Source organism: Salinimicrobium tongyeongense (assembly GCF_026109735.1).
GTDB lineage: Bacteria > Bacteroidota > Bacteroidia > Flavobacteriales > Flavobacteriaceae > Salinimicrobium > Salinimicrobium tongyeongense.
The window spans coordinates 3,423,163-3,443,108 of record NZ_CP069620.1 but is presented as its reverse complement, the minus strand read 5'-3'; the positions used below and the strand labels follow the sequence as shown (position 1 = coordinate 3,443,108).

General features: G+C 44.0%; 12 protein-coding genes. 8 read left to right on the top strand and 4 right to left on the bottom strand.

From position 1 onward, the window contains the following. Positions 1–20 precede the first annotated feature (20 nt). A complete protein-coding gene (recG, locus tag JRG66_RS15260; protein ID WP_265163619.1) occupies positions 21–2,126 on the bottom strand; it encodes an ATP-dependent DNA helicase RecG in 2,106 nt (701 codons plus the stop codon). A gap of 76 nt (positions 2,127–2,202) precedes the next feature. Here recG and JRG66_RS15255 point away from each other — a divergent pair, with 76 nt between their 5' ends. Further along, complete coding sequence (locus JRG66_RS15255; RefSeq protein WP_265163618.1) at positions 2,203–4,236, top strand: M1 family metallopeptidase; 2,034 nt, start codon at positions 2,203–2,205, stop codon at positions 4,234–4,236. Positions 4,237–4,774: 538 nt separating this feature from the next. Here the strand turns inward: JRG66_RS15255 and JRG66_RS15250 are convergent. Further along, positions 4,775–5,749, bottom strand: a complete 975-nt coding sequence (locus JRG66_RS15250; protein WP_265163617.1) for a DUF438 domain-containing protein — start codon at positions 5,747–5,749, stop codon at positions 4,775–4,777. Between the two features lie 199 nt (positions 5,750–5,948). Further along, positions 5,949–6,425: a glutathione peroxidase gene (locus JRG66_RS15245; RefSeq protein WP_265163616.1), complete on the bottom strand. Its 477-nt coding sequence runs from the start codon at positions 6,423–6,425 to the stop codon at positions 5,949–5,951. A 187-nt stretch (positions 6,426–6,612) separates the two neighbouring features. Between JRG66_RS15245 and JRG66_RS15240 the strand changes: the two genes are divergently transcribed. Together JRG66_RS15240 and JRG66_RS15235 are read left to right on the top strand one after the other, a co-directional pair. Then, positions 6,613–7,857, top strand: a complete 1,245-nt coding sequence (locus JRG66_RS15240) for a peptidase U32 family protein (protein ID WP_265163615.1) — start codon at positions 6,613–6,615, stop codon at positions 7,855–7,857. After that, positions 7,857–8,087 carry a ferredoxin gene (locus tag JRG66_RS15235; RefSeq protein ID WP_265163614.1) on the top strand — a complete coding sequence of 77 codons (231 nt, stop codon included), beginning with the start codon at positions 7,857–7,859 and terminating at the stop codon, positions 8,085–8,087. Before JRG66_RS15240 ends, JRG66_RS15235 begins: the two co-directional genes overlap by 1 nt. A 113-nt stretch (positions 8,088–8,200) precedes the next feature. Here JRG66_RS15235 and JRG66_RS15230 read toward each other — a convergent pair whose 3' ends face one another. Beyond that, complete coding sequence (locus JRG66_RS15230; RefSeq protein ID WP_265163613.1) at positions 8,201–10,882, bottom strand: phosphoenolpyruvate carboxylase; 2,682 nt, start codon at positions 10,880–10,882, stop codon at positions 8,201–8,203. A gap of 214 nt (positions 10,883–11,096) precedes the next feature. Between JRG66_RS15230 and JRG66_RS15225 the strand changes: the two genes are divergently transcribed. The 5 genes from JRG66_RS15225 (at position 11,097) to JRG66_RS15205 (ending at position 19,926) form a co-directional block, all read left to right on the top strand. Continuing rightward, on the top strand, positions 11,097–11,600 hold the full coding sequence (locus JRG66_RS15225) for a cupin domain-containing protein (protein ID WP_265163612.1): 504 nt from the start codon (positions 11,097–11,099) through the stop codon (positions 11,598–11,600). Positions 11,601–11,799: 199 nt separating this feature from the next. Then, entirely contained in the window at positions 11,800–13,359 is a 1,560-nt protein-coding gene (locus tag JRG66_RS15220) for a glycogen synthase (RefSeq protein ID WP_265163611.1), read from the top strand. A 491-nt stretch (positions 13,360–13,850) separates the two neighbouring features. Further along, on the top strand, positions 13,851–15,389 hold the full coding sequence (locus JRG66_RS15215; RefSeq protein ID WP_265163610.1) for a SulP family inorganic anion transporter: 1,539 nt from the start codon (positions 13,851–13,853) through the stop codon (positions 15,387–15,389). A gap of 291 nt (positions 15,390–15,680) precedes the next feature. Next, positions 15,681–17,117: a TonB-dependent receptor gene (locus tag JRG66_RS15210; protein ID WP_265163609.1), complete on the top strand. Its 1,437-nt coding sequence runs from the start codon at positions 15,681–15,683 to the stop codon at positions 17,115–17,117. 313 nt (positions 17,118–17,430) lie between these two features. Further along, positions 17,431–19,926 (top strand): glycogen/starch/alpha-glucan phosphorylase, encoded by a 2,496-nt coding sequence (locus JRG66_RS15205; protein WP_265163608.1) that lies wholly within the window; start codon positions 17,431–17,433, stop codon positions 19,924–19,926. The last annotated feature ends 20 nt before the right edge of the window (positions 19,927–19,946 follow it).

Genomic DNA, 19,946 nt, shown 5'->3' with positions numbered 1-19,946 from the left:
AACTGGCTACAATTCTTTGATTAACTGATGTAATTCCAGATGTTTTTTTCTTTCACCAGCTGGGAATAAGTGTATTTCACCACTTTGTTTTTTTCCTGTTCCAGCCCCGGATCTTCTTTGAGGACTTGCAGGGCGTAATGCCGGGCAGTTTTAAGAATATCGTTATCTTTTACAATGTCGGCAATTTTAAGGTTGAGCACACCACTCTGCTGGGTGCCCATCAGGTCGCCGGGGCCTCGAAGCTTTAGGTCTACTTCAGCAATTTCAAAGCCGTCGGCAGTGCGCACCATGGTTTCAAGCCGGGTTTTGCTGTCGTTTGATAGTTTATGCCCCGTCATTAAAATGCAGAAGCTCTGTTCGGCGCCACGGCCCACACGCCCCCGTAGCTGGTGTAACTGGGAAAGCCCGAACCGCTCTGCACTTTCAATGATCATCACACTGGCATTGGGCACGTTTACACCCACTTCAATTACCGTGGTGGCAACCATGATCTGGGTTTCACCTTTAACAAACCTGTCCATCTCATAATCTTTATCGGCCGGTTTCATCTGGCCGTGCAAGATGGAGATCTGGAACTCGGGCATTGGAAATTCGCGGGCAATACTTTCATAACCGTCCATAAGGTCTTTGTAATCCATGGTTTCAGATTCCTGGATGAGCGGGTACACAATATAAACCTGCCGGCCTTTTCTGATCTCATCCCGAATAAAAGCAAAAACCTTCAGCCTGTTGCTGTCATAGCGGTGTACCGTTTTGATCTCCTTCCTGCCGGGCGGTAATTCATCAATGACCGAAATATCCAGGTCTCCGTAGAGGCTCATCGCGAGCGTTCGCGGTATTGGGGTGGCCGTCATTACCAGCACGTGTGGCGGCAGGTGGTTCTTCTTCCAGAGCCTTGCTCTTTGTGCCACGCCAAACCTGTGCTGCTCATCAATTATGGCCAGGCCAAGATTCTGAAATTTTACCTTTTCCTCTAGCAGTGCATGCGTGCCAATAAGGAGGTGTAGTTCTCCATTTTCCAGTGCGGCATGTATCTCTTTTCTTTCTGAAGTTTTTGTTGAACCTGTGAGTAGTTTTACACTGATTCCCAGATTAGTAACAAGTTCCGATATTCCATTAAAATGTTGGGTGGCAAGGATTTCGGTGGGGGCCATTAAACAGGCCTGGAAGCCATTGTCCAGCGCCAGCAGCACGCTCATCAAAGCGACAATTGTTTTGCCCGATCCCACATCCCCCTGCAGCAAGCGGTTCATTTGGGCACCGCTGCCCAGGTCTTTACGGATCTCCCTGATGACTCTTTTTTGTGCATTGGTGAGCTCAAACGGAAGATGATTTTCATAAAACTCACTAAAGTGCGAACCCACTTCTTCAAAAGGAAATCCTTTGATCTTTTTTTTCCGAATTAAATTTTTGATCAAAAGTTGCAGCTGTATGTAGAACAGCTCTTCAAATTTTAAGCGGAACTGCGCTTTTGACAGTAACTCCTGGCTCTTCGGAAAATGCGCGTTAAAAAGGGCTTCGGCTTTGGGCAGCAAATGCAGTTCTTCTATAATGTCCTGCGGAAGCGGATCAATAAACTTATTGCCGCCCTCCAAAAAAAGTTGCTGTACACAACGGCTAAAAACGCGGTTTGTAATGCCAGCTTTCCCAAGTCTTTCGGTAGATGGGTAAACAGGCTGCATGGCGGTGCGCAGGTTCTTTTTATAATCTTCCACCAGTTCCATTTCTGGGTGTGGCATGCTAAAAAGGCCGTTGTACCAGGAAGTTTTCCCAAAGATCACGTAAGGCGTGTTGAGCTTCAGGTTTTCACGAATCCATTTTTGGCCGCGAAACCACACCAGTTCCATTTTTCCGGTATCGTCAACAAAATCGGCTACCAGGCGTTTTCCTTTTTTTTGTTCCACCGTCCGCAGATGTACTATCTTTCCTACAACCTGCACTTCCGAAGAATTCCTTTCCAGCTGGCCAATCTTGTAAAACCGGGTTTTATCGAGGTAGCGGTTGGGGAAAAAGTTGAGCAGGTCGCCATAGGTGTGCACTCCAATCTCCTTCCGCAGAATTTCGGCCCGGTTTGGGCCTATGCCTTTTAGATAGTCAATGGGCGTATGCAGCAGTGATGGATTCATGGAAACGAAGATAAAAAAAAGCCTTTTAGGAAGGTAAGTTTTTAGAGGTTTGCGCCAGGTGGTGTATCTTTGAACAATGAAGAGTTCCCTTTTTTTCGTTTTGGCTGTACTTTTTAGTGCTGCGACCCATGCACAGCAGCCGGCGGCCGTAGATTTTAAACATCTCAATGCCGAAGTAAGTATTTACCCCTCAAAAAAGGCAGTTTCAGGAAAAATTCTTTTCAAATTTGACATTTTAGAGCCTGTAGATTCGATTTTTATTGATGCCCGAAAAATGGCATTTTCGGAGGTGCTTCTGAATGGGAAGAAATTCGACTTCGGAAGTGATCAAAAGAGGTTCTGGATCACCGGGAATTTCTCTCCCGCACAAGATCAGCAACTTCAGCTGAAGTATTCGGCCACACCGGCTCAAACCCTGTATTTTATTCCGAAGAAACCCGAAGGAGCAGGGCAGCAGGATTACCAGGTCTGGACGCAGGGCCAGGGAAAATACACTTCGCACTGGCTTCCCAGCTTTGATGACACTTCCGAAAAACTGGAATTTGACCTCACATACATTTATCCTTCAGGAAAAACGCTGATCTCTAATGGAAGTTTAGTGGCTTCAGAAAAGATCAGCGATACGCATACGCGTTGGCAGTTTGATATGAAAAAACCCATGAGCAGCTATCTGGTTGCAATGGCCGCCGGTGATTTTAAAGTGTCAGAACATATTAAAAATGATGTTCCCATGTTTTTTTATTATCCCGCAGGCATGGAAGAGAGGGTAGAGCCCACCTACAGGCATACCGGCTTTATGATGGACTTTTTTCAGAAGGAAACGGGCGTGGCATACCCGTGGCAGAATTACAAACAGGTGCCTGTTCGTGATTTTTTGTACTCCGGGATGGAGAATACCGGCACTACTATTTTTTCAGATATTTTTCTGGTAGATTCCATTGGCTACAACGACCATAATTATGTGAACGTGAATGGGCATGAACTGGCCCATCAATGGTTCGGGAATCTCGTGACCGCCGCTTCACCCGATGATCACTGGCTGCAGGAGGGTTTTGCGACCTATTACGCCCTACTCGCCGAAAAAGAGATTTTTGGGGAAGATTATTACTACCGGAAGCTCTTTAAAACCGCGGAAGAGCTAAAGGATTTAAGTGACAGGGGCAAGGGGGAAGCCGTAGCTGCCAAAAATGGGAGTTCTTTAACCTATTACCAAAAGGGGGCCTGGGCTTTGCATATTTTGAACGAGAAAATAGGAAAAAAAGCTTTTAGAACAGGGCTGAAGAATTTTCTTGAAAAATATAAATATGCCACTGCCGGCACTCAGGAGCTTATTGATGAAATGGAAGCTGCCAGTGGGCAGGATCTCTCGGATTTTGTTGACGATTGGCTCCGGCAATCAGCATTCCAGGGAACACAGGCGCTGGAATCTTTGAGGAAATCTCCTTTTATTCAGAAGTATTTGGAGCTGGCTGCGGTAAAGCCATTGCCGGTTTCAGAAAAGCGAAGTTTGTTGCTACAGGCCCTCAGTTTTCCGGTAAATGATTATTTGGGGCAGGAGGCCGTACTGCAACTGGCATTAGAAGATCCAGCACTGGTGACCGACCTCTATAAAAAGGCATTTTCAAGCGGAAATCTTTATACCCGCCAGGCAATAGCTTTTTCTTTACAGGAGGTGCCGCAGCAACTGAAATCTGAATACGAATCTTTGCTGAACGATGAGTCTTACCTCAGCCAGGAAATGGCGCTCTACAACCTGTGGATGTCTTTTCCTGAAGACAGGGAGGTTTACCTGCGTAAAATGGCTGAAACAGAGGGTTTTCTCGACAAGAACATCCGAAGCCTTTGGCTAACGCTTGCCCTCGCTACCCCCAATTTTGAAACCAATTCTAAAAGCCGCTTCTTTGAAGAGCTGAAAGCTTACACGGCGCCGCATTACCGTTTCCAGGTACGCCAAAATGCGTTTGGCTTTTTGAACCAGTTAAATGCTTTTGACGAGGAGAGTTTAGCAAACCTTCAGGATGCAACTTCTCACCCGAACTACAGGTTCAGGGAATTCGCAAAGGAGCTATTGAAAACTTTAGAGGAATCAGAGGGAATTGGTAGTAGGTAGGCTTTAGTCGATAGACGGTAGGTCTTTGCCTGTAATTTGGGGTTCGTTGAATTAGGAAGGCGGTTTGCAAATAAGTCACCCGTAAAACTATTATCAAAGTAAAGCATACCAGAACAGCCTGGAGTCACAAAAATATGCAAAGCCAGCCTGCCGGCTTTCGGGAATAGAGGAAATTAGTTACAGCTTAAAACGCTGTAAAAAATATATTTTTATAATAAGTGTATTTTAAGAATGAAGCTTTTCAGTAAAAATATAGATCGTTAAGGAGCAGTTAAAAAACTGCCTTAAACATTATTCAAAGAAGTTTTGATAATCTCTGGAGCCTGTCTGGAGATTATTAATTTCTTGAATGTTTTTTTTGATCTTCAATCGCTGCTTTCGGTTATTTATCAGTAGGAGGATGAGTAATAAAATAACTATTCCGGCAATACCAGTAAGAAAGTATTCCATAATCGTTTCTAAGTTATGACTGTAAAGCTAACTTAAAAAATGCATAAAAGCTTTATGGAAATTCTTAAAATATTGTTATTCAGCTTAATTAATTCCAGTCCAGCAATCTTTTTTCACCCTCAATGTTTTTAATTTCAGTAATATCCTGTGACATTTCTATAACGCCGCGGTAGTTCTTTTGAAGGTCGCGCACTGCAAAGTACCTGATGTAAATTAATCGACCTTTAAAGTTTATCCAGAAGGAAGCTTCATTTTTGGTCCCTTTTCTAAATTCTTCCAGGATCTTTAGTACCGTGCCCACACTTTTTGGAGGGTGGCAAAATTTCACTTCCCGGCCAATAATTCCGGCACTTCGTGGGAAAACGCGTTCTTCACCGCGATTGTAAAAGATCACCCTGTCATTTTCGTCAACATAAGTGAGATCCAGCGGCATCGTTCTCAATAAAAGGTTTACCTGTTCAACAGTCATGTAACCCTCATCGTAATGTGAAGCGTTTTCAGTATCAAAAGAAAGTTCTCTTTTGGTGTGGTCCTGTGATGGGTGAATGTATTCCTCTTCTCCTGTTTCGGGATATTTTGGAGGAATAGCAGGGAGCATCCAGCCAATTTCTTCCTCGCCCTTTCTCACTTTTTTCCAGTCTTCTTCAGAAAGTAATTCCAGCGCATTTGGAAAAAGCACATTGTCTTCAACCAGCAGGAGCCTGAAAATACTGCTTACCAGGTACTGCGCATCCTGCATTGCTTCAGCAAATTCACGGGCTTCAATCTTTTTTCTAAGCAACCTGAACTGCTCGCGGATGGTATCGTGAAACGACCACATATTCTTGGAAGGGCCGGTCCAGCCTTTTTGCTCCAGCACCGGGAATAATTGATTTTCCTTGCGTTCAAACCGCCGCTCCACCTGCTGTAACTGGTTAAAAATATTGTAGAATTTCTGATTTTCGGTCTTAGGGTTGGTGTCCAGCAGTTCCCGGCCCAACTTCTGGATCAATTCTTTTTCTTCGGAATATATAGAAACGGGGTGGCCCTTTGGTAATGCTGAAATTTCAGTGCTCTCTGTCATGATTCGAAATTTTCAGCAAAGAAACCGGATAAATTTATCCTAATTTATGACCCAGGTCACATGAAAGCTGAATTAGAGCAGATCTTCCGCAGAAGTTTTTCAGAAAAGAGGTGCCTAAAATGACATTTTGAGACCTGCTGCCTGGTTTTGAAAAGCTTTTCAGGGTTGTAAACCCTAAATATTAGGTGTTAGAAGATGATTAAAGTAGCTTCTCAATATCTTTCTCTAAATTTTTAGGTTTTGTAATTGGTGCAAACCGCTCTACCGGTTTTCCGTTGCGGTCTATGAGAAATTTGGTGAAATTCCATTTGATTTTGCTGCCCAGGAGTCCGCCTTTCTCCTTTTTCAGGTATTTAAAAAGCGGGGCGGCATGTTCACCATTTACATCTACTTTAGAAAACATTGGAAAAGTAACCCCGTAATTTACCACACAGCCTTCAGCAATAGATTTTTCGTCGCCGGGTTCCTGGTTTCCGAACTGATTACAGGGAAAGCCAAGAATTTCCAATCCCTGATCTTTATATTTCTGATAAAGGGCTTCCAAACCTTCAAACTGGGGGGTAAAGCTACATTCTGAAGCGGTATTTACAACGAGCACTACCTTTCCTTTATATTTTTCCAGGTTCACTTCATTCCCCTGCAGACTGAGAACTGTAAAATCATAAAATTTATTCATAGAAACAGTTTTTGTAAAGGTAAGAATTTGAGAGTAGTAAATTTTACATCCTACGATTCTGATCTATATGGAGAATGGCTTAATGTGACCGGGATCATATTTTGCTTCCAAAAATGACATTTTCTTTGCCGCTTAATTCTGCCGGGCGGGAAAGGCTGCTGCGGCTATTTTTTATTGGAGAAAGCTCATGAACAAGAATTCAGCAAAAATGGAATTAATGGCTCCCGCAGGAAATTTTGAATCTTTGCAGGCAGCTTTAGACAATGGTGCCGATAGCGTGTATTTTGGGGTGGAACAGCTTAACATGCGTGCCCGGGCATCTATCAATTTCACGATGGACGATTTGCCTGAAATTGTGAAAAGGTGCGAAGCCAAAGGGGTGCGTAGCTATCTTACCCTCAATACGATTGTTTACGACCACGATCTTTCCCTTATAAAAAACCTGCTTTCCGCAGCAAAATCGGCCGGAATTTCTGCAGTGATTGCCAGCGACCAGGCGGTGATCTCTTCGGCCAGGAGCATGGGGCTGAATGTGCACATTTCGACCCAACTCAACATTACCAATATAGAAACCGTAAAATTTTACAGCCTTTTTGCTGAAACCATGGTTTTATCAAGGGAACTCAGTTTGAGGCAGGTAAAGAAAATTACCGAAGAGATCCAAAAAGAGCAAATTAAAGGCCCGTCTGGTGAGCTGGTAAAAGTGGAGATTTTTGGTCACGGCGCACTTTGTATGGCGGTTTCTGGGAAGTGTTATTTGAGCCTGCACTCACATAATTCTTCGGCCAATCGCGGGGCATGCAAGCAAAACTGCCGGAAAAAATATACGGTCATTGATCAGGAATCGGGTTTCGAGATCGAGATTGACAATGAATATATGATGTCTCCAAAAGACCTTTGTACCATCAACTTTTTAGATGAAGTAAGAGATTCGGGGGTACAGATTTTGAAGATTGAAGGCCGCGGCCGTGCACCCGAATATGTGGCTACAGTGACAAAAGCTTACCGTGAAGCCATAGATTCGCTGAAAGACAAGACTTATTCCGAAGAAAAGGTGAATGACTGGATGGAGCAGCTAAGTAGCGTTTACAACCGCGGATTTTGGAGCGGGTATTACCTGGGCCAGAAAATGGGGGAATGGAGCAGGACTTCGGGCTCCCAGGCTACACAAAAGAAGGTTTATGTAGGCAAAGGAGTACATTACTTTCCAAAAGCAGGAATAGCCGAGTTTAAAATTGAAGCTTACGATATTAAAAAAGGTGATAAAATTCTGGTCACAGGCCCAAGTACGGGAGCCCGGGAATTTGAACTGGAAGAAATGTTCGTGAACGACCTACTTTCAGAAAAGGCTCAAAAAGGCGACAGCTGCACCATAAAACTTCCTTTTAGGGTAAGGCTTTCCGACAAACTTTATAAAATGGTGGAGGCGTAATGGTTATTGTCACGCTGCAACGAAATAAATGCATTGGCTGCAACTACTGTGTTGAGCTGGCACCGGGGCAATTTCAAATGTCAAAAAAGGACGGAAAAACCGTCTTGTTAAAATCTGTTGACCGCAAGGGGTTCCATACATTAAAATTGGCAGATCATTCTATACAGGAGCCTTGTGAGGCCGCGGCAAAGGCCTGCCCGGTAAAGATCATTTCAGTGAAAGACAGATAATTAAAAAAGCTGTCTAAAAAGCTATTTTTGACCATCCTGGAATTTTTCAGGGAAGGGTTTTACAACTTTAGAGACAGCTTTTTGGCTTCAGAAGGGAATAATTTCCGAAGAAATCAACCGGTATTTTTTAGTCCGCTGGCAAGGGCAGTGGTAATCTGCAGGAGGTGTGTCACCAATTGATCATTTTTGGTACTGCCTTTGGTTTTTCTCCATTCCTCCAGGTTTTTGATCTGCAGGCGGTGAAGCGAAATCAAAGCATCATTGCGGCGGGTAAGGTTATCAAGCAGGCTTTGCCTTCTTTGTTGGCGGGTGCGGTCAAACATAGCCTCAATTTCTTCGAGGCCTTTTTGATGTTCAGCTTTAATAGTGTTGGTGAGCTCGTCTCTTACCCGGTCATCTTTTACGAGAGCGGCATAGGCTTCCATTACTTCCGGTTCGGCATTCATGATGTTGGTTTCCACCTGTATCAATATGTACCTCAGGAAAGGCCATTCCTGTGAAACTTCTCTCAGCTGCCGGTAGTGATCGGGGTTTTCAGATTTTAACCTTTGCAGCGCATGCCCAATTCCAAACCAACCGGTAATATTGAACCTGGATTGGTTCCAGCTAAACACCCAAGGGATGGCCCGTAAATCGTTAAGCGTTCTTGTGCCGGTTCGGCGGGCGGGGCGGGAACCAATTTTACTCAGTTCCAGCACGTCTATGGGAGTTGCTTCGCCATAGAAGTTGAGGAATGACGGGTGGGCGATAAGCTCCTGGTACCTCTCTTTGGAATACTCGGCCAGCTGCCTTAAAGCTTCAATAGGATAATTCTTTTTGGCAGCCGGGTACATCCTGTTTCCGGTTTGCAGTGCCGATCCCGAAAGCAACATTTCGAGGTTGTAAGTGGCGGTGAGCATGTTGGCGAACTGCTGGGCGATGGTCTCTCCCTGCACCGTTAATTTGATCTCGCCACTCATGCTGCCCGAAGGCATACTTTCGAGGAAACGGTGGTATTTACCGCCCCCCCGGCTTATGGTGCCGCCAATACCGTGGAAGAACCTGAGTTCTTTCCCAAGCTTATCGGCCGTTTCGGTAAGGGTTTTTTCGGCGCGGTAAATATTCCAGCGGCTGGCAATAATTCCGCCGTCTTTATTACTGTCGCTGTACCCCAGCATGACTTCCTGCGGCCTTTCACGATCGTTTGAATACGCAGGGTGGGTGAGGAAGCTTTCCAGAATTTCTCCGGAAGCTTTTAAATCGTCAATAGTTTCAAACAGGGGCACTACCTGGAAGGTTTTCCTGTCAATTCCAACTTCCCTGAAGAAGAGATAAACCAGCAGAAGATCGCTTAGCTGCCGGGTCATGCTCACAATAAAGGAACCTACGCCGTGTGGGCCGTACTTGTCGGTATGTTTTTTTACCACTTTGTAACTGTCCAGCACCTGGTCTGCTTCGGGGCCAAATGAACGCCCTGTAATAGCAAAAGGTCTTTCGTGCTGCAGTTCTTCAGAAATAAATTTTATGCGTTCCTCTTCACTCCAGCTGCGGTAATCGGTAAGATCGGGAAATGCCACTTTAAGGATCTGTTCCATGGCCTTGTCGTGAAATTCGCTGTTTTGCCTGATATCCAGCCTGGCGAGGTGAAAACCAAAACATTCCACCATACGCTGCACGGGGAACAGTAAATCTTCAACAATGCGTTTGGCCCCTATGCCAAGCAGGCTTTCCCTGAGAAGTGACAGGTCTTCCAAAAGGTCTTCGGGGCGCCTGTAGCTGTTCTTGAGGTCATCATCGGCCCTGGTGTGTTCGAGTTTGATGGAGATAAGGCTCACAAATTGTCGCCATGGTTCATGCGGGTTTCTGTCGAGGGCTTTAGCGCCTTCTTCCCCCAGGCTTTGTGACATATCTTCAATGGCCTGCTGTAGCGCTTTTGAGGCTTTATTGCTTATGCCCGAAAAGCTCATCCCGGCAGCAAGGTGGTCAAGTTGCTCGTGTACCAGGCTCAAAGCCGCTTTACGATGTTCTGTCAAAGTTGACTTTGTAACCGATGCCGTAACATAAGGGTGGCCATCGCGGTCTCCACCTACCCAGGTTCCAAACTGAAGGCCTGGAAACCTAAGGGTTTCAGGGTTAAAGCCCATGTTGCTCCAGCTCTGTTTAAGCTGAATGTCGCTTTTCTTTAATACCTGCGGAAAAACCTTTCGGAAGTAATGGATCACATTGCTCCTTTCCATTTCTACGGTGGGCTTTTTGAGATAAACTTCCCCCGTGCGCCACCATCTTTCCAGAAGGGTTTTGATATCCTGGGCAATCACATTCCTCTCAACGAAAGAGTAGGAGGTGTTTTCAAGCTTAATAAGGTTCAGGTAAATTTCCCTGTGCAGTTCAAGGATAGAAATTCTCTTGGTCTCTGTAGGGTGCGCGGTAAGAACCGGGATTAATTTCACCTTTGTGATGATCTCCTGCATCTGGTGCTCACTAAGCCCCTGAGATTTCCACCGCTGAAAAGTTTCGCTCCAGGAACCACGAATAGATTCCATCCCGTTGCTGTCGGTCAACTTTCGGCGGTATTGTACTGCGGCATTTTCTTCTACCAGGTTCATGAGCTGCAGATAGATACTAAGTACCTGGATTTGCTTTTCTTCGAGTGCCAGGTTGCTGGAAAAGGCATCCTTGAGATCTTCATGTCTTGTTAACAGGCTGGCAAGTTCATGCTCTCCCAGGTCTTTGAGAACCTGCTGGAAGCAATCTGTAAGAAATTGCATATCCTGCTCAATTTTGGTAAATACTTTCGTATTAGGGGTACTGTTCATTTTCATAGGGTTTTGAATACTCTATTTGAACTCCCAATGTAGGGAATTGTTAAGGAATTTTGGCCTTTTTGGGCCATAAAAATTCGGCTACTGCCTTTATTTACGGGCTTTTCAGGAAAAATGCAGGCTTGGGCGATTTTGTTCTGTTTTCGAAAACGTTATAGGAGTTTCTGTAAATTTCCTTACCTTTTAGATAGACCAGAAACTATGTTCTATGGAGATCAAATCTTATCAATTTAAAGGTGACAAATCAATTCCTAATAATAAACTTCCTGTTATTATTTATAAAGGAATTTTTTCAGCAAGAGGAAATGAAGGGGCAAAGTGGCTTGAAGATAAATTTGCTGAAAACAACTGGAAGAATTCATGGCGCAACGGAGTTTTTGATTATCACCACTACCACAGCAATACACATGAAGTGCTGGGTGTATATTCTGGAGAAGCCTTGCTACAGCTGGGGGGTGAAAAAGGGCAAAAACTGAAGGTCTTTGCAGGAGACGTGATTGTGATTCCTGCCGGGGTTGCCCATAAGAACCTTGAAAGCAACGACTTTGCCGTAGTGGGAGCCTATCCCGAAGGCCGCTCGCACGACATGAACACAGGCAAAGAAACTGAACGGCCAGAGGCAGATGATAGCATTGCAAAAGTCCCCATTCCCGGGTATGATCCAATACAGGGAAAAAATGGGGAGCTCATAAAACTGTGGAAAAAACTTTAATTGATCTTTTTTATTGGTTGTCAGGTAAATACGACGTCCTTTTTGCAGCTTTTTGACGCATCACATGAATTAATTACAACTAAAACGATTGAAGCAACGTTTTTTTAATACTAATTTAACCTTTTGATATGATGGCACTTAGGGTTTAAAAATTACTTTCGTCAGGATCAAACTACGCAAGTATTTAAGGGCTCTATATATGAATAATTTTCTTTTTGTTGCTTCAGAGAATGATGCTATCGCCAACTGTAAAGTGGGCGGGGTAGGAGACGTCATTCGCGATGTTCCAAAACAGATTTCAGAACGTGGAGACAGGGTGCACGTGGTTGTTCCTTCCTATTCCAGGCTCCATGAAAACGGAACCTTTAAGGCTTCGCTTCAGCTAAACTTACGCGGAATTTCTTATACGGCCCAGCTTTACGAGGTACCGGCCAAAGAAGAAGATAAAAATATCACCCATTATGTTATTCACCACCCCGAAATAGAAATGGGAAACCTGGGGGGCATTTACCATCATGACCCTTTTGAACCTTTTTATAGTGACGTGATTAAGTACACTATTTTTTGTACGGCTGTTGCCGAAGCTATCAAACAAAAGCACTTCGGAAAACTGGATATCGTGCACCTGCACGACTGGCATTCCAGTTTGCTGCTTTTCCTGAAGAATTATCATCCACAATATACCTGTCTTAAAAAGAACAGGTTTGTTTACTGTATCCACAACCTGGCATTGCAGGGAATACGGCCTTTTGAAAACAACTATTCTTCACTTCAAACCTGGTTTCCACAACTGGAAATTGATCGTGAAGCCCTTAAAGATCCAAGATATGCCGATTGTTTTAACCTGATGGCTATTGGGATCAGGTTTGCCGACGCCGTTCATACCGTATCACCTTCATATAAACAGGACGTGCTTTTGCCCAGTGCTGCGCCCGAATTTATAGGTGGCGAAGGCCTGGAAAAGGATTTGAGGCAGGCCGACCGGGAAGGGCGTTTTCACGGCATTTTAAATGGATCAGATTATCGGCCTGAGACTCTGGTTAAAAAGAACAGGTTATTCCCGAATATTGCGACTGCCATTTTCAAACAACTTCAGAAGGAACAGGACAGGGAAAAAGCCGCATTTTTGGCACATACAGGAGAAAAGATCGTTCCCTTCTTAAAGAAAAAACCAAACTTTATAAGTGCGAGTGTGGCGAGGCTTACTGAACAAAAGTTTTATTTCTTTAAGCGCTCTCCCGAAGCCCTTTTGGAAATTCTTGACAGGCTCGAAGAAGTCAATGGCATTTACGTACTTTTAGGTACGGGAGCGGCCGATTATGAACAGCTGTTGCGGGATATAAGTTATAAAAGGAAAAATTTCATTTTTATCAACACCCAGTGCGAACAGGTAGTAAACTCCATCTACCGGGATTCTGACCTCTACTTTATGCCCAGCCTTTTTGAACCCTGCGGAATTAGTCAGATGCTCGCCATGAGAAACGGGCAGCCCTGCCTGGTGCACCACACCGGCGGACTCAAAGATACGGTTCAACACGTGCATACAGGTTTTGCTTTTGACGGAAAAACCTATGACGAGAAGGTCTATAACATGGTTGAAAGTTTCAAAGAGGCGCTGTATTTCTTTGAAAATGAAAAAACCGTGTGGAAACAAATTGGTCATAACGCCCGCAAAATGAGGTTTACCTGGAAAAAATCTGTAGATGAATATTACAAGCTCCTCTACACTTTTAATCCGGCAGATGTAAGGGTAGCCTGATCAGAATTTCTGAACAATTAGCTGTTCCCAGAAAGTGTTTTTCAATATTATCCTGATGGATTCGGAAATAGTATCCGTGTTTTCCTGAATTTATCTAAGAATGAGAATTTTTATTTCTAATCGGGAAAGCTTCAGCTTCCAAAAATGGCTTCTGCAAATGCCATTTTTGGAAGTTTAGCAACAAAGGGGGCAACTTCAGGTTAGTTTATACCTCATTTCCAGCTGCTTTTTTCTGAAATACAAAGTCTTATTCTCATTTTGAGGTTTTTTTGCCTTTCCGAAAACCTTATAGGTGATTTCCTGGGCAATCTTTTTCTATTATCTTTTGTTAGTATCAGGAAAAGTATATTTTTGCCGGCTCTTATGACGAGCACAAACAAAATATCCGTTTCACCGGTTACTCCGCCCTGAGAATATATCTTTTTCTCGCTTTTCTCCCATTAATCACATCGGGAGTTTCTTTCTATTATTAATTTTTTGATACCATTTAGATGAAAAAGATCTTCAACCTGTTTGATTTTTCACAAAAAGTAGATTATAAAATTGAAATACTTGCCGGGCTTACGGTGGCCCTCGCACTTATTCCCGAAGCCGTGGCCTTCGCCATGATAGCCGGGCTTTCCCCTTTAACCGGACTTTATGCAGCATTTGTGATGGGGCTTATTACTTCCCTTTTTGGAGGTCGTCCCGGCATGATCTCGGGAGCAACCGGGGCAGTAGCGGTCGTGATCGCTGCACTGGCAGTCTCCCATGGGGTGGAATATGTATTTGCCACGGTTATCTTAGCCGGCATCCTGCAAATTTTGGCAGGAATCTTAAAGCTTGGTAAATTGATTCGAATGGTGCCGCATTCGGTAATCTTTGGCTTTGTGAACGGTTTGGCGATTATCATTTTTACTTCTCAGCTAGATCAGTTTAAAACATTGAACGAGGCGGGGGAACTTGTATGGATGACCGGTGAAAGCCTCTACATCCTGCTGGCACTTGTATTGCTCACCATGCTTATTATATGGGGCCTTCCAAAGCTCACAAAAGTATTTCCGTCTTCGCTTGCCGCCATTCTTGCGATCTTTGGGATTGTAGCGGCTTTAGGAATAGACACCAAAACTGTGGGGGATATTGCTTCTATTAAAGGAGGATTTCCGCCGTTTCACATACCTATGGTGCCCTTTACCTGGGATGCCATCGCCCTTATTTTCCCTTATGCCGCTATCATGGCGGGCGTGGGGCTTATTGAAAGTCTGCTAACCCTTAACATTGTTGATGAGATCACCGAAACCCGCGGGCATGGCAATAAAGAATGTGTGGCACAGGGAACTGCCAATATTTTATCGGGCTTCTTTTCAGGAATGGGAGGCTGCGCCATGATTGGTCAAAGTCTTATTAATGTCTCTTCGGGGGCAAGAGCACGACTTTCAGGAATTATTGCAGCGGTGATGCTCCTGGTATTCGTAATGTTCGCGGCCGATATTATTGAACTTTTGCCAATGGCCGCGCTCACCGGTGTGATGATCATGGTTTCGATTGGCACTTTTGAATGGGCTAGTTTGAGAACCTTCCGCAGAATGCCCAAGAGCGATGTGCTGGTTATGGTGCTGGTAACTTTTGTAACGGTGGTACTCCACAACCTGGCACTGGCTGTGCTTGTGGGGGTAATCATTTCGGCCCTGGTCTTCGCCTGGGACAATGCAAAAAGGATTCGCGCCCGCAAATATATGGACGATAAAGGCGTGAAACATTATGAGATCTACGGGCCTCTTTTCTTCGGAAGTGTTGCCGCCTTCAATGAAAAATTTGATGTTCTGGGAGACCCTGAAGAGGTCATTATAGATTTTTCTGAAAGCCGTATTGTTGATATGTCGGGTATTGAAGCTGTAAACAAACTTACCGAACGTTACCTCAAACAGGGAAAAAAACTTCACCTGAGGCACCTTAGCCGTGACTGCCGACAGCTTCTTAGAAATGCCGATGAGATCATTGAAGTCAATATCCTTGAAGACCCCACCTATAAAGTGGCAGTAGACAGATAGCGTAAACTTCAAAAAACCTTTTCTTTCCCTCTTGCAGTTTAAAAATACTGTGAGAGGGATTTTCTTTTAAAAATGGCATTTTTGGAAGGTATTTTGGAAGAAAGGTACTTCAGCTAAATTGTTTTTTTCTGAAGTATTTACCTTCCGGCGGAAATTGCTTTTTGGAAAGTTTTTGACGTTCTTCAGCAGAAATTTTCAGCATTATTGAACAATATTCTGAAAGAAGCTCGTCAAAAATTACCTTTTTACCAGATTTAATTCCTAAATTAAATTGAAAAGTAATTTTTTGATATGAAGTACAGAGATATAGATGATTTGGAGTTTGATCCTGTGCCCTCAATTGCCAATAAGGCGCTGCGTATAAATCTCAATGAGAATATCTACGGCACTTTTGCCGAGATAGGTGCCGGCCAGGAGACCGTGCGCAACTTTTTTAGAGCGGGCGGGGCATCGGGCACCATTGCAAAGACGATGAGTGCTTACGACAAAGATTTTAGCGACGCTATTTACGGTATTGAATCTGATGCCCGTTACGTGACCGAGGCCAGGCTAAAAAGCATGCTTCGGTATGAAACTAATCTTATTGAGCAAAGGATTTCCAGGGAAAAACATCCCGAAAAACTTTTCTTCAGCTATGCCAATACCGTTGCTACCATAGATTTTGCCAAGAAATACAAGGGCCACGGCTGGCTGGGAATCCGTTTTCAAACCCAGCCTGAAGAAGAATTCAGCGAGATCATCATTCATGTGCAGTTTCATGAAAACAATGCCGGCCTGCAGCAAATCACCCTGGGAACTATGGGAACAAACCTCATCTATGGAGCCTTTTATCAATATGATGACCCCAAGGTACTGCTGCAGCATTTATACGACCACCTCAACAATGACCAGGTAGAGATTGATATGATCAATTTTACGGGCCCTGTTTTTAAAGATGTAGACAACCGGCTTATGAGTCTGCAACTGGTCAAAAATGGGATGACCCAGGCAGTTATGTTTGCTTCAAACGGAAATAATGTACTTCCTGCCAACGAACTTTACAAAAAGAACATTCTCACCCTTAGAGGCAGCTACAGGCCTGTTACCAAGGTGAACATGAATATGTATGAACAGTCTCTCAAACTGTTTCTGAATGAGAAAAAAGTCAATAAAGATAAAACCGAAGTCATTTTTGAGATCACCCTGTCTAACCTTCGATCAGAAGGTGATATTGATGAAAAGGATTTTCTAGACAGAGCCGATCTCCTGGGCTCTTTGGGACAAATGGTGATGATCTCCAATTTTCAGGAATATTATAAGGTGGTAGAGTACTTTTCACAGTACACAGCCGAAAGAATGGGGCTCACCATGGGAATAAACACTTTTGTGGCGCTTTTTGATGAAAAGTACTACCGGCATCTTAGCGGCGGAATTCTTGAAGCCTTCGGGAAACTGTTCTTCCGGGATTTAAAGATCTACCTGCACCCGCTTAAAGATCCCGAAACCAGAGAGATCATTACCAGTAACAATCTTCAGGTACACCCGCGCATGAAAGAGTTGTTCAAGTTCTTTAAAGACAACGGCAGGGTAGTGGATATTACCGATTACGACCCTGAGATCCTCGATATCTATTCCAGGGAAGTGCATCAAATGATCGTTGACGGGAAACCGGGCTGGGAAGAGATGCTGCCCCCAAAAACCACCAAAATGATCAAGGAAAAGTGCTTATTCATGGCGGCTAATGAATAAAGCCTGATGAGGTTTCAAAAATGCCATTTCTGGAACCTTTTTTCTTTAATTTTTAAAATCCCTGATATCACACGCTTTTTCTCATCCATATCACTCGGAATTCATTTAAAAAAATATTCAGTAAGAAATTGAATCTGTGAAATATAATTCTGTAGGTGAAGTTATTCGTTCAGCATAAGATTGTTGGAACGTGAAGAAAAGAGAGAGAACTGATAATACACTTCTATTAAGTAAAACTCCTAAAATTATCTTATAAGATAGTTTTTTGTATCAGCATATTTCATTTTTTTCTTATTTTTTGGAAAAAGCAGCTATGAAAAAACACAATCGATCTATAGAAAGCTATTTTGAGTCATTAGGTACCGGCGCAGGTGAAGTTGGTTTAAGCAAGGAAGACATTACCAAAGACTTTTTACACAAGCTGTTCTACCATCTGGGAAGGGTGCCGGCATTGACCACCAGTAATGATATTTATACTGCGATGGCACTCACCATTCGCGACAGGGCACTACGAAAATTTGTGCGTTCAATCGAAAAATTCACTCAGCAGGACGCTCGTGGTATCGCTTATTTTTCTGCGGAATATTTACCGGGACCTCACCTTGGTAACAATTTACTGAATCTCGAGATTGTAGATGAAACCAAAGCCGCTTTGACTGAACTAGGGCTTGATTTGGATGAACTCCTTGACGAAGAAGAAGAACCCGGGTTGGGAAATGGCGGTTTGGGAAGGCTTGCCTCCTGTTTTATGGATTCTCTGGCTACTTTGGGGATTCCTTCAATAGCATACGGGATACGCTATGAATTCGGAATTTTTAAACAGGAGATCAGGGAAGGCTGGCAAATGGAAACTACAGACAAATGGCTGCACAACGGCAATCCCTGGGAAGTGATGCGCCCCGAAATCTCTTATGTGGTGAAATTTGGAGGAAGAACAGAACACAGTACCAACGGCCAGAATAGATACCAGGTAGACTGGCTGCCCGAATCGGAAATTAAAGGTACGGCCTACGATACTCCCATATTGGGCTATCAAAGCAACGGGATCATTATGAGACTTTGGAAAGCCGAAGCTGTGGAATCCTTTGATTTTTCGGTGTACAACATGGGAGATTATTACAGGGCAGTAGAGAAAAAGCTGCGTTCCGAAAATATCACGAAAGTGCTTTACCCCAATGATGAAAATCTTTCAGGAAAGGAGCTCAGGTTGAAACAACAGTACTTCTTTGTGTCCTGTTCTTTACAGGATATGATCAACCTTCACACCACCCAGGGCAGGGAGTTGAAGAACTTCCATGAGAAATTCGCCATTCAGTTGAACGACACCCACCCGTCTATCGCTGTAGCCGAACTCATGCGCCTCTTTGTAGATGAACACGAGATGGAATGGGATGAGGCCTGGGACATTACACGAAACACTTTTGCCTATACCAATCACACCCTTCTTCCCGAAGCCCTTGAAAAATGGGCTGTTTCTCTCCTCGGAAGGATTCTGCCAAGGCACCTGGAGATCATTTACGAGATCAACAGCCGGTTTTTGGAAGAATTGCGGGATAAAGGTTTTAGCGGAGACCAAATTGCCCGCATGTCTCTCATTGATGAGAACGGGGAGCCATCAGTGAGAATGGCGCACCTGGCTACCGTGGGTAGTTTTAAGGTAAACGGGGTTTCTGAACTGCATTCACGCCTGCTAAAATCTCAGGTGCTCAACGATTTTGCCGGCTTGTGGCCTCAAAAATTCACGAATGTCACCAATGGGGTAACGCACCGCCGTTTCCTTGCAATGAGCAATCCGGGTTTGGCCAATCTTATTTCAGAAAAAATAGGAGAGGGGTGGCTTACCGATCTCACCAGCTTTAAGGAACTCGAAAAACTAGCTGAAAATGAAGATTTTCAGAAGAGATGGCGGGAGGTAAAGCTTCAGAATAAACAGGCTCTTACCCAGTTTATTAAAGAACAAACCGGCGTGACCGTAGATCCTGAGATGCTGTTTGATGTGCAGGTAAAAAGAATTCACGAATACAAAAGACAGCACCTCATGGTGTTGCATATCATTGACCTTTACCTGAGGATAAAAGATGGGAAGACAGAAAACATTGCAGCTTCTACCTTCATTTTTGCCGGAAAGGCCGCCCCGGGTTACTTCCTGGCAAAACTGATCATTCGGCTCATTACGGCCGTTGCCGAGCTGGTGAATGAGGATGAGGAGGTGAACAGGTTCATAAAAGTGGTATTCTTACCCAACTTTAATGTGAAGCAGGCCCAAAGGATTTATCCTGCGGCCGATCTTTCTGAACAAATCTCCATGGCCGGAAAAGAAGCTTCGGGCACGGGGAATATGAAATTTGCCCTTAACGGCGCCCTCACCATTGGGACTTTAGACGGGGCGAACGTGGAAATACGCGAAGAAGTGGGAGAAGAGAATTTCTTTTTGTTTGGACAAACCACAGAAGAAATCCAACAAACCCGCAACGAAGGATACCGGCCATACCAGTATTACGAGGAAAACCCTAAATTAAAGAAAGTGCTGGATTTTCTCTCTTCTGAAGAACTTACCAAAGGTGATACCGAATTGTTCAAGCCGCTTTATCACAATTTGCTGCAGCAAGACCCCTATCAGCTTTTAAAGGATTTTGATTCATACTGTTCAAAAAAGGAAGAGGTCTTTAAGTTGTGGAACGATAAAAAGGAATGGACCAAAAAATCTATTCTGAATGTGGCCAGGATGGGTAAATTCTCGTCAGACCGTTCCATAAGGGATTATTGTGAAAAAATTTGGAACGTGAAACCGGTGAAGCTTAAAGAGTAAATCTGAATTTCCTGTAGAAG

What these genes read in the sequence shown, in the direction of transcription:
- recG (WP_265163619.1), bottom strand. Translation starts at nt 2,126, where the DNA reads ATGAATCCATCACTGCTGCATACGCCCATTGACTATCTAAAAGGCATA.
- JRG66_RS15255 (WP_265163618.1), top strand. Translation starts at nt 2,203, where the DNA reads ATGAAGAGTTCCCTTTTTTTCGTTTTGGCTGTACTTTTTAGTGCTGCG.
- JRG66_RS15250 (WP_265163617.1), bottom strand. Translation starts at nt 5,749, where the DNA reads ATGACAGAGAGCACTGAAATTTCAGCATTACCAAAGGGCCACCCCGTT.
- JRG66_RS15245 (WP_265163616.1), bottom strand. Translation starts at nt 6,425, where the DNA reads ATGAATAAATTTTATGATTTTACAGTTCTCAGTCTGCAGGGGAATGAA.
- JRG66_RS15240 (WP_265163615.1), top strand. Translation starts at nt 6,613, where the DNA reads ATGAACAAGAATTCAGCAAAAATGGAATTAATGGCTCCCGCAGGAAAT.
- JRG66_RS15235 (WP_265163614.1), top strand. Translation starts at nt 7,857, where the DNA reads ATGGTTATTGTCACGCTGCAACGAAATAAATGCATTGGCTGCAACTAC.
- JRG66_RS15230 (WP_265163613.1), bottom strand. Translation starts at nt 10,882, where the DNA reads ATGAACAGTACCCCTAATACGAAAGTATTTACCAAAATTGAGCAGGAT.
- JRG66_RS15225 (WP_265163612.1), top strand. Translation starts at nt 11,097, where the DNA reads ATGGAGATCAAATCTTATCAATTTAAAGGTGACAAATCAATTCCTAAT.
- JRG66_RS15220 (WP_265163611.1), top strand. Translation starts at nt 11,800, where the DNA reads ATGAATAATTTTCTTTTTGTTGCTTCAGAGAATGATGCTATCGCCAAC.
- JRG66_RS15215 (WP_265163610.1), top strand. Translation starts at nt 13,851, where the DNA reads ATGAAAAAGATCTTCAACCTGTTTGATTTTTCACAAAAAGTAGATTAT.
- JRG66_RS15210 (WP_265163609.1), top strand. Translation starts at nt 15,681, where the DNA reads ATGAAGTACAGAGATATAGATGATTTGGAGTTTGATCCTGTGCCCTCA.
- JRG66_RS15205 (WP_265163608.1), top strand. Translation starts at nt 17,431, where the DNA reads ATGAAAAAACACAATCGATCTATAGAAAGCTATTTTGAGTCATTAGGT.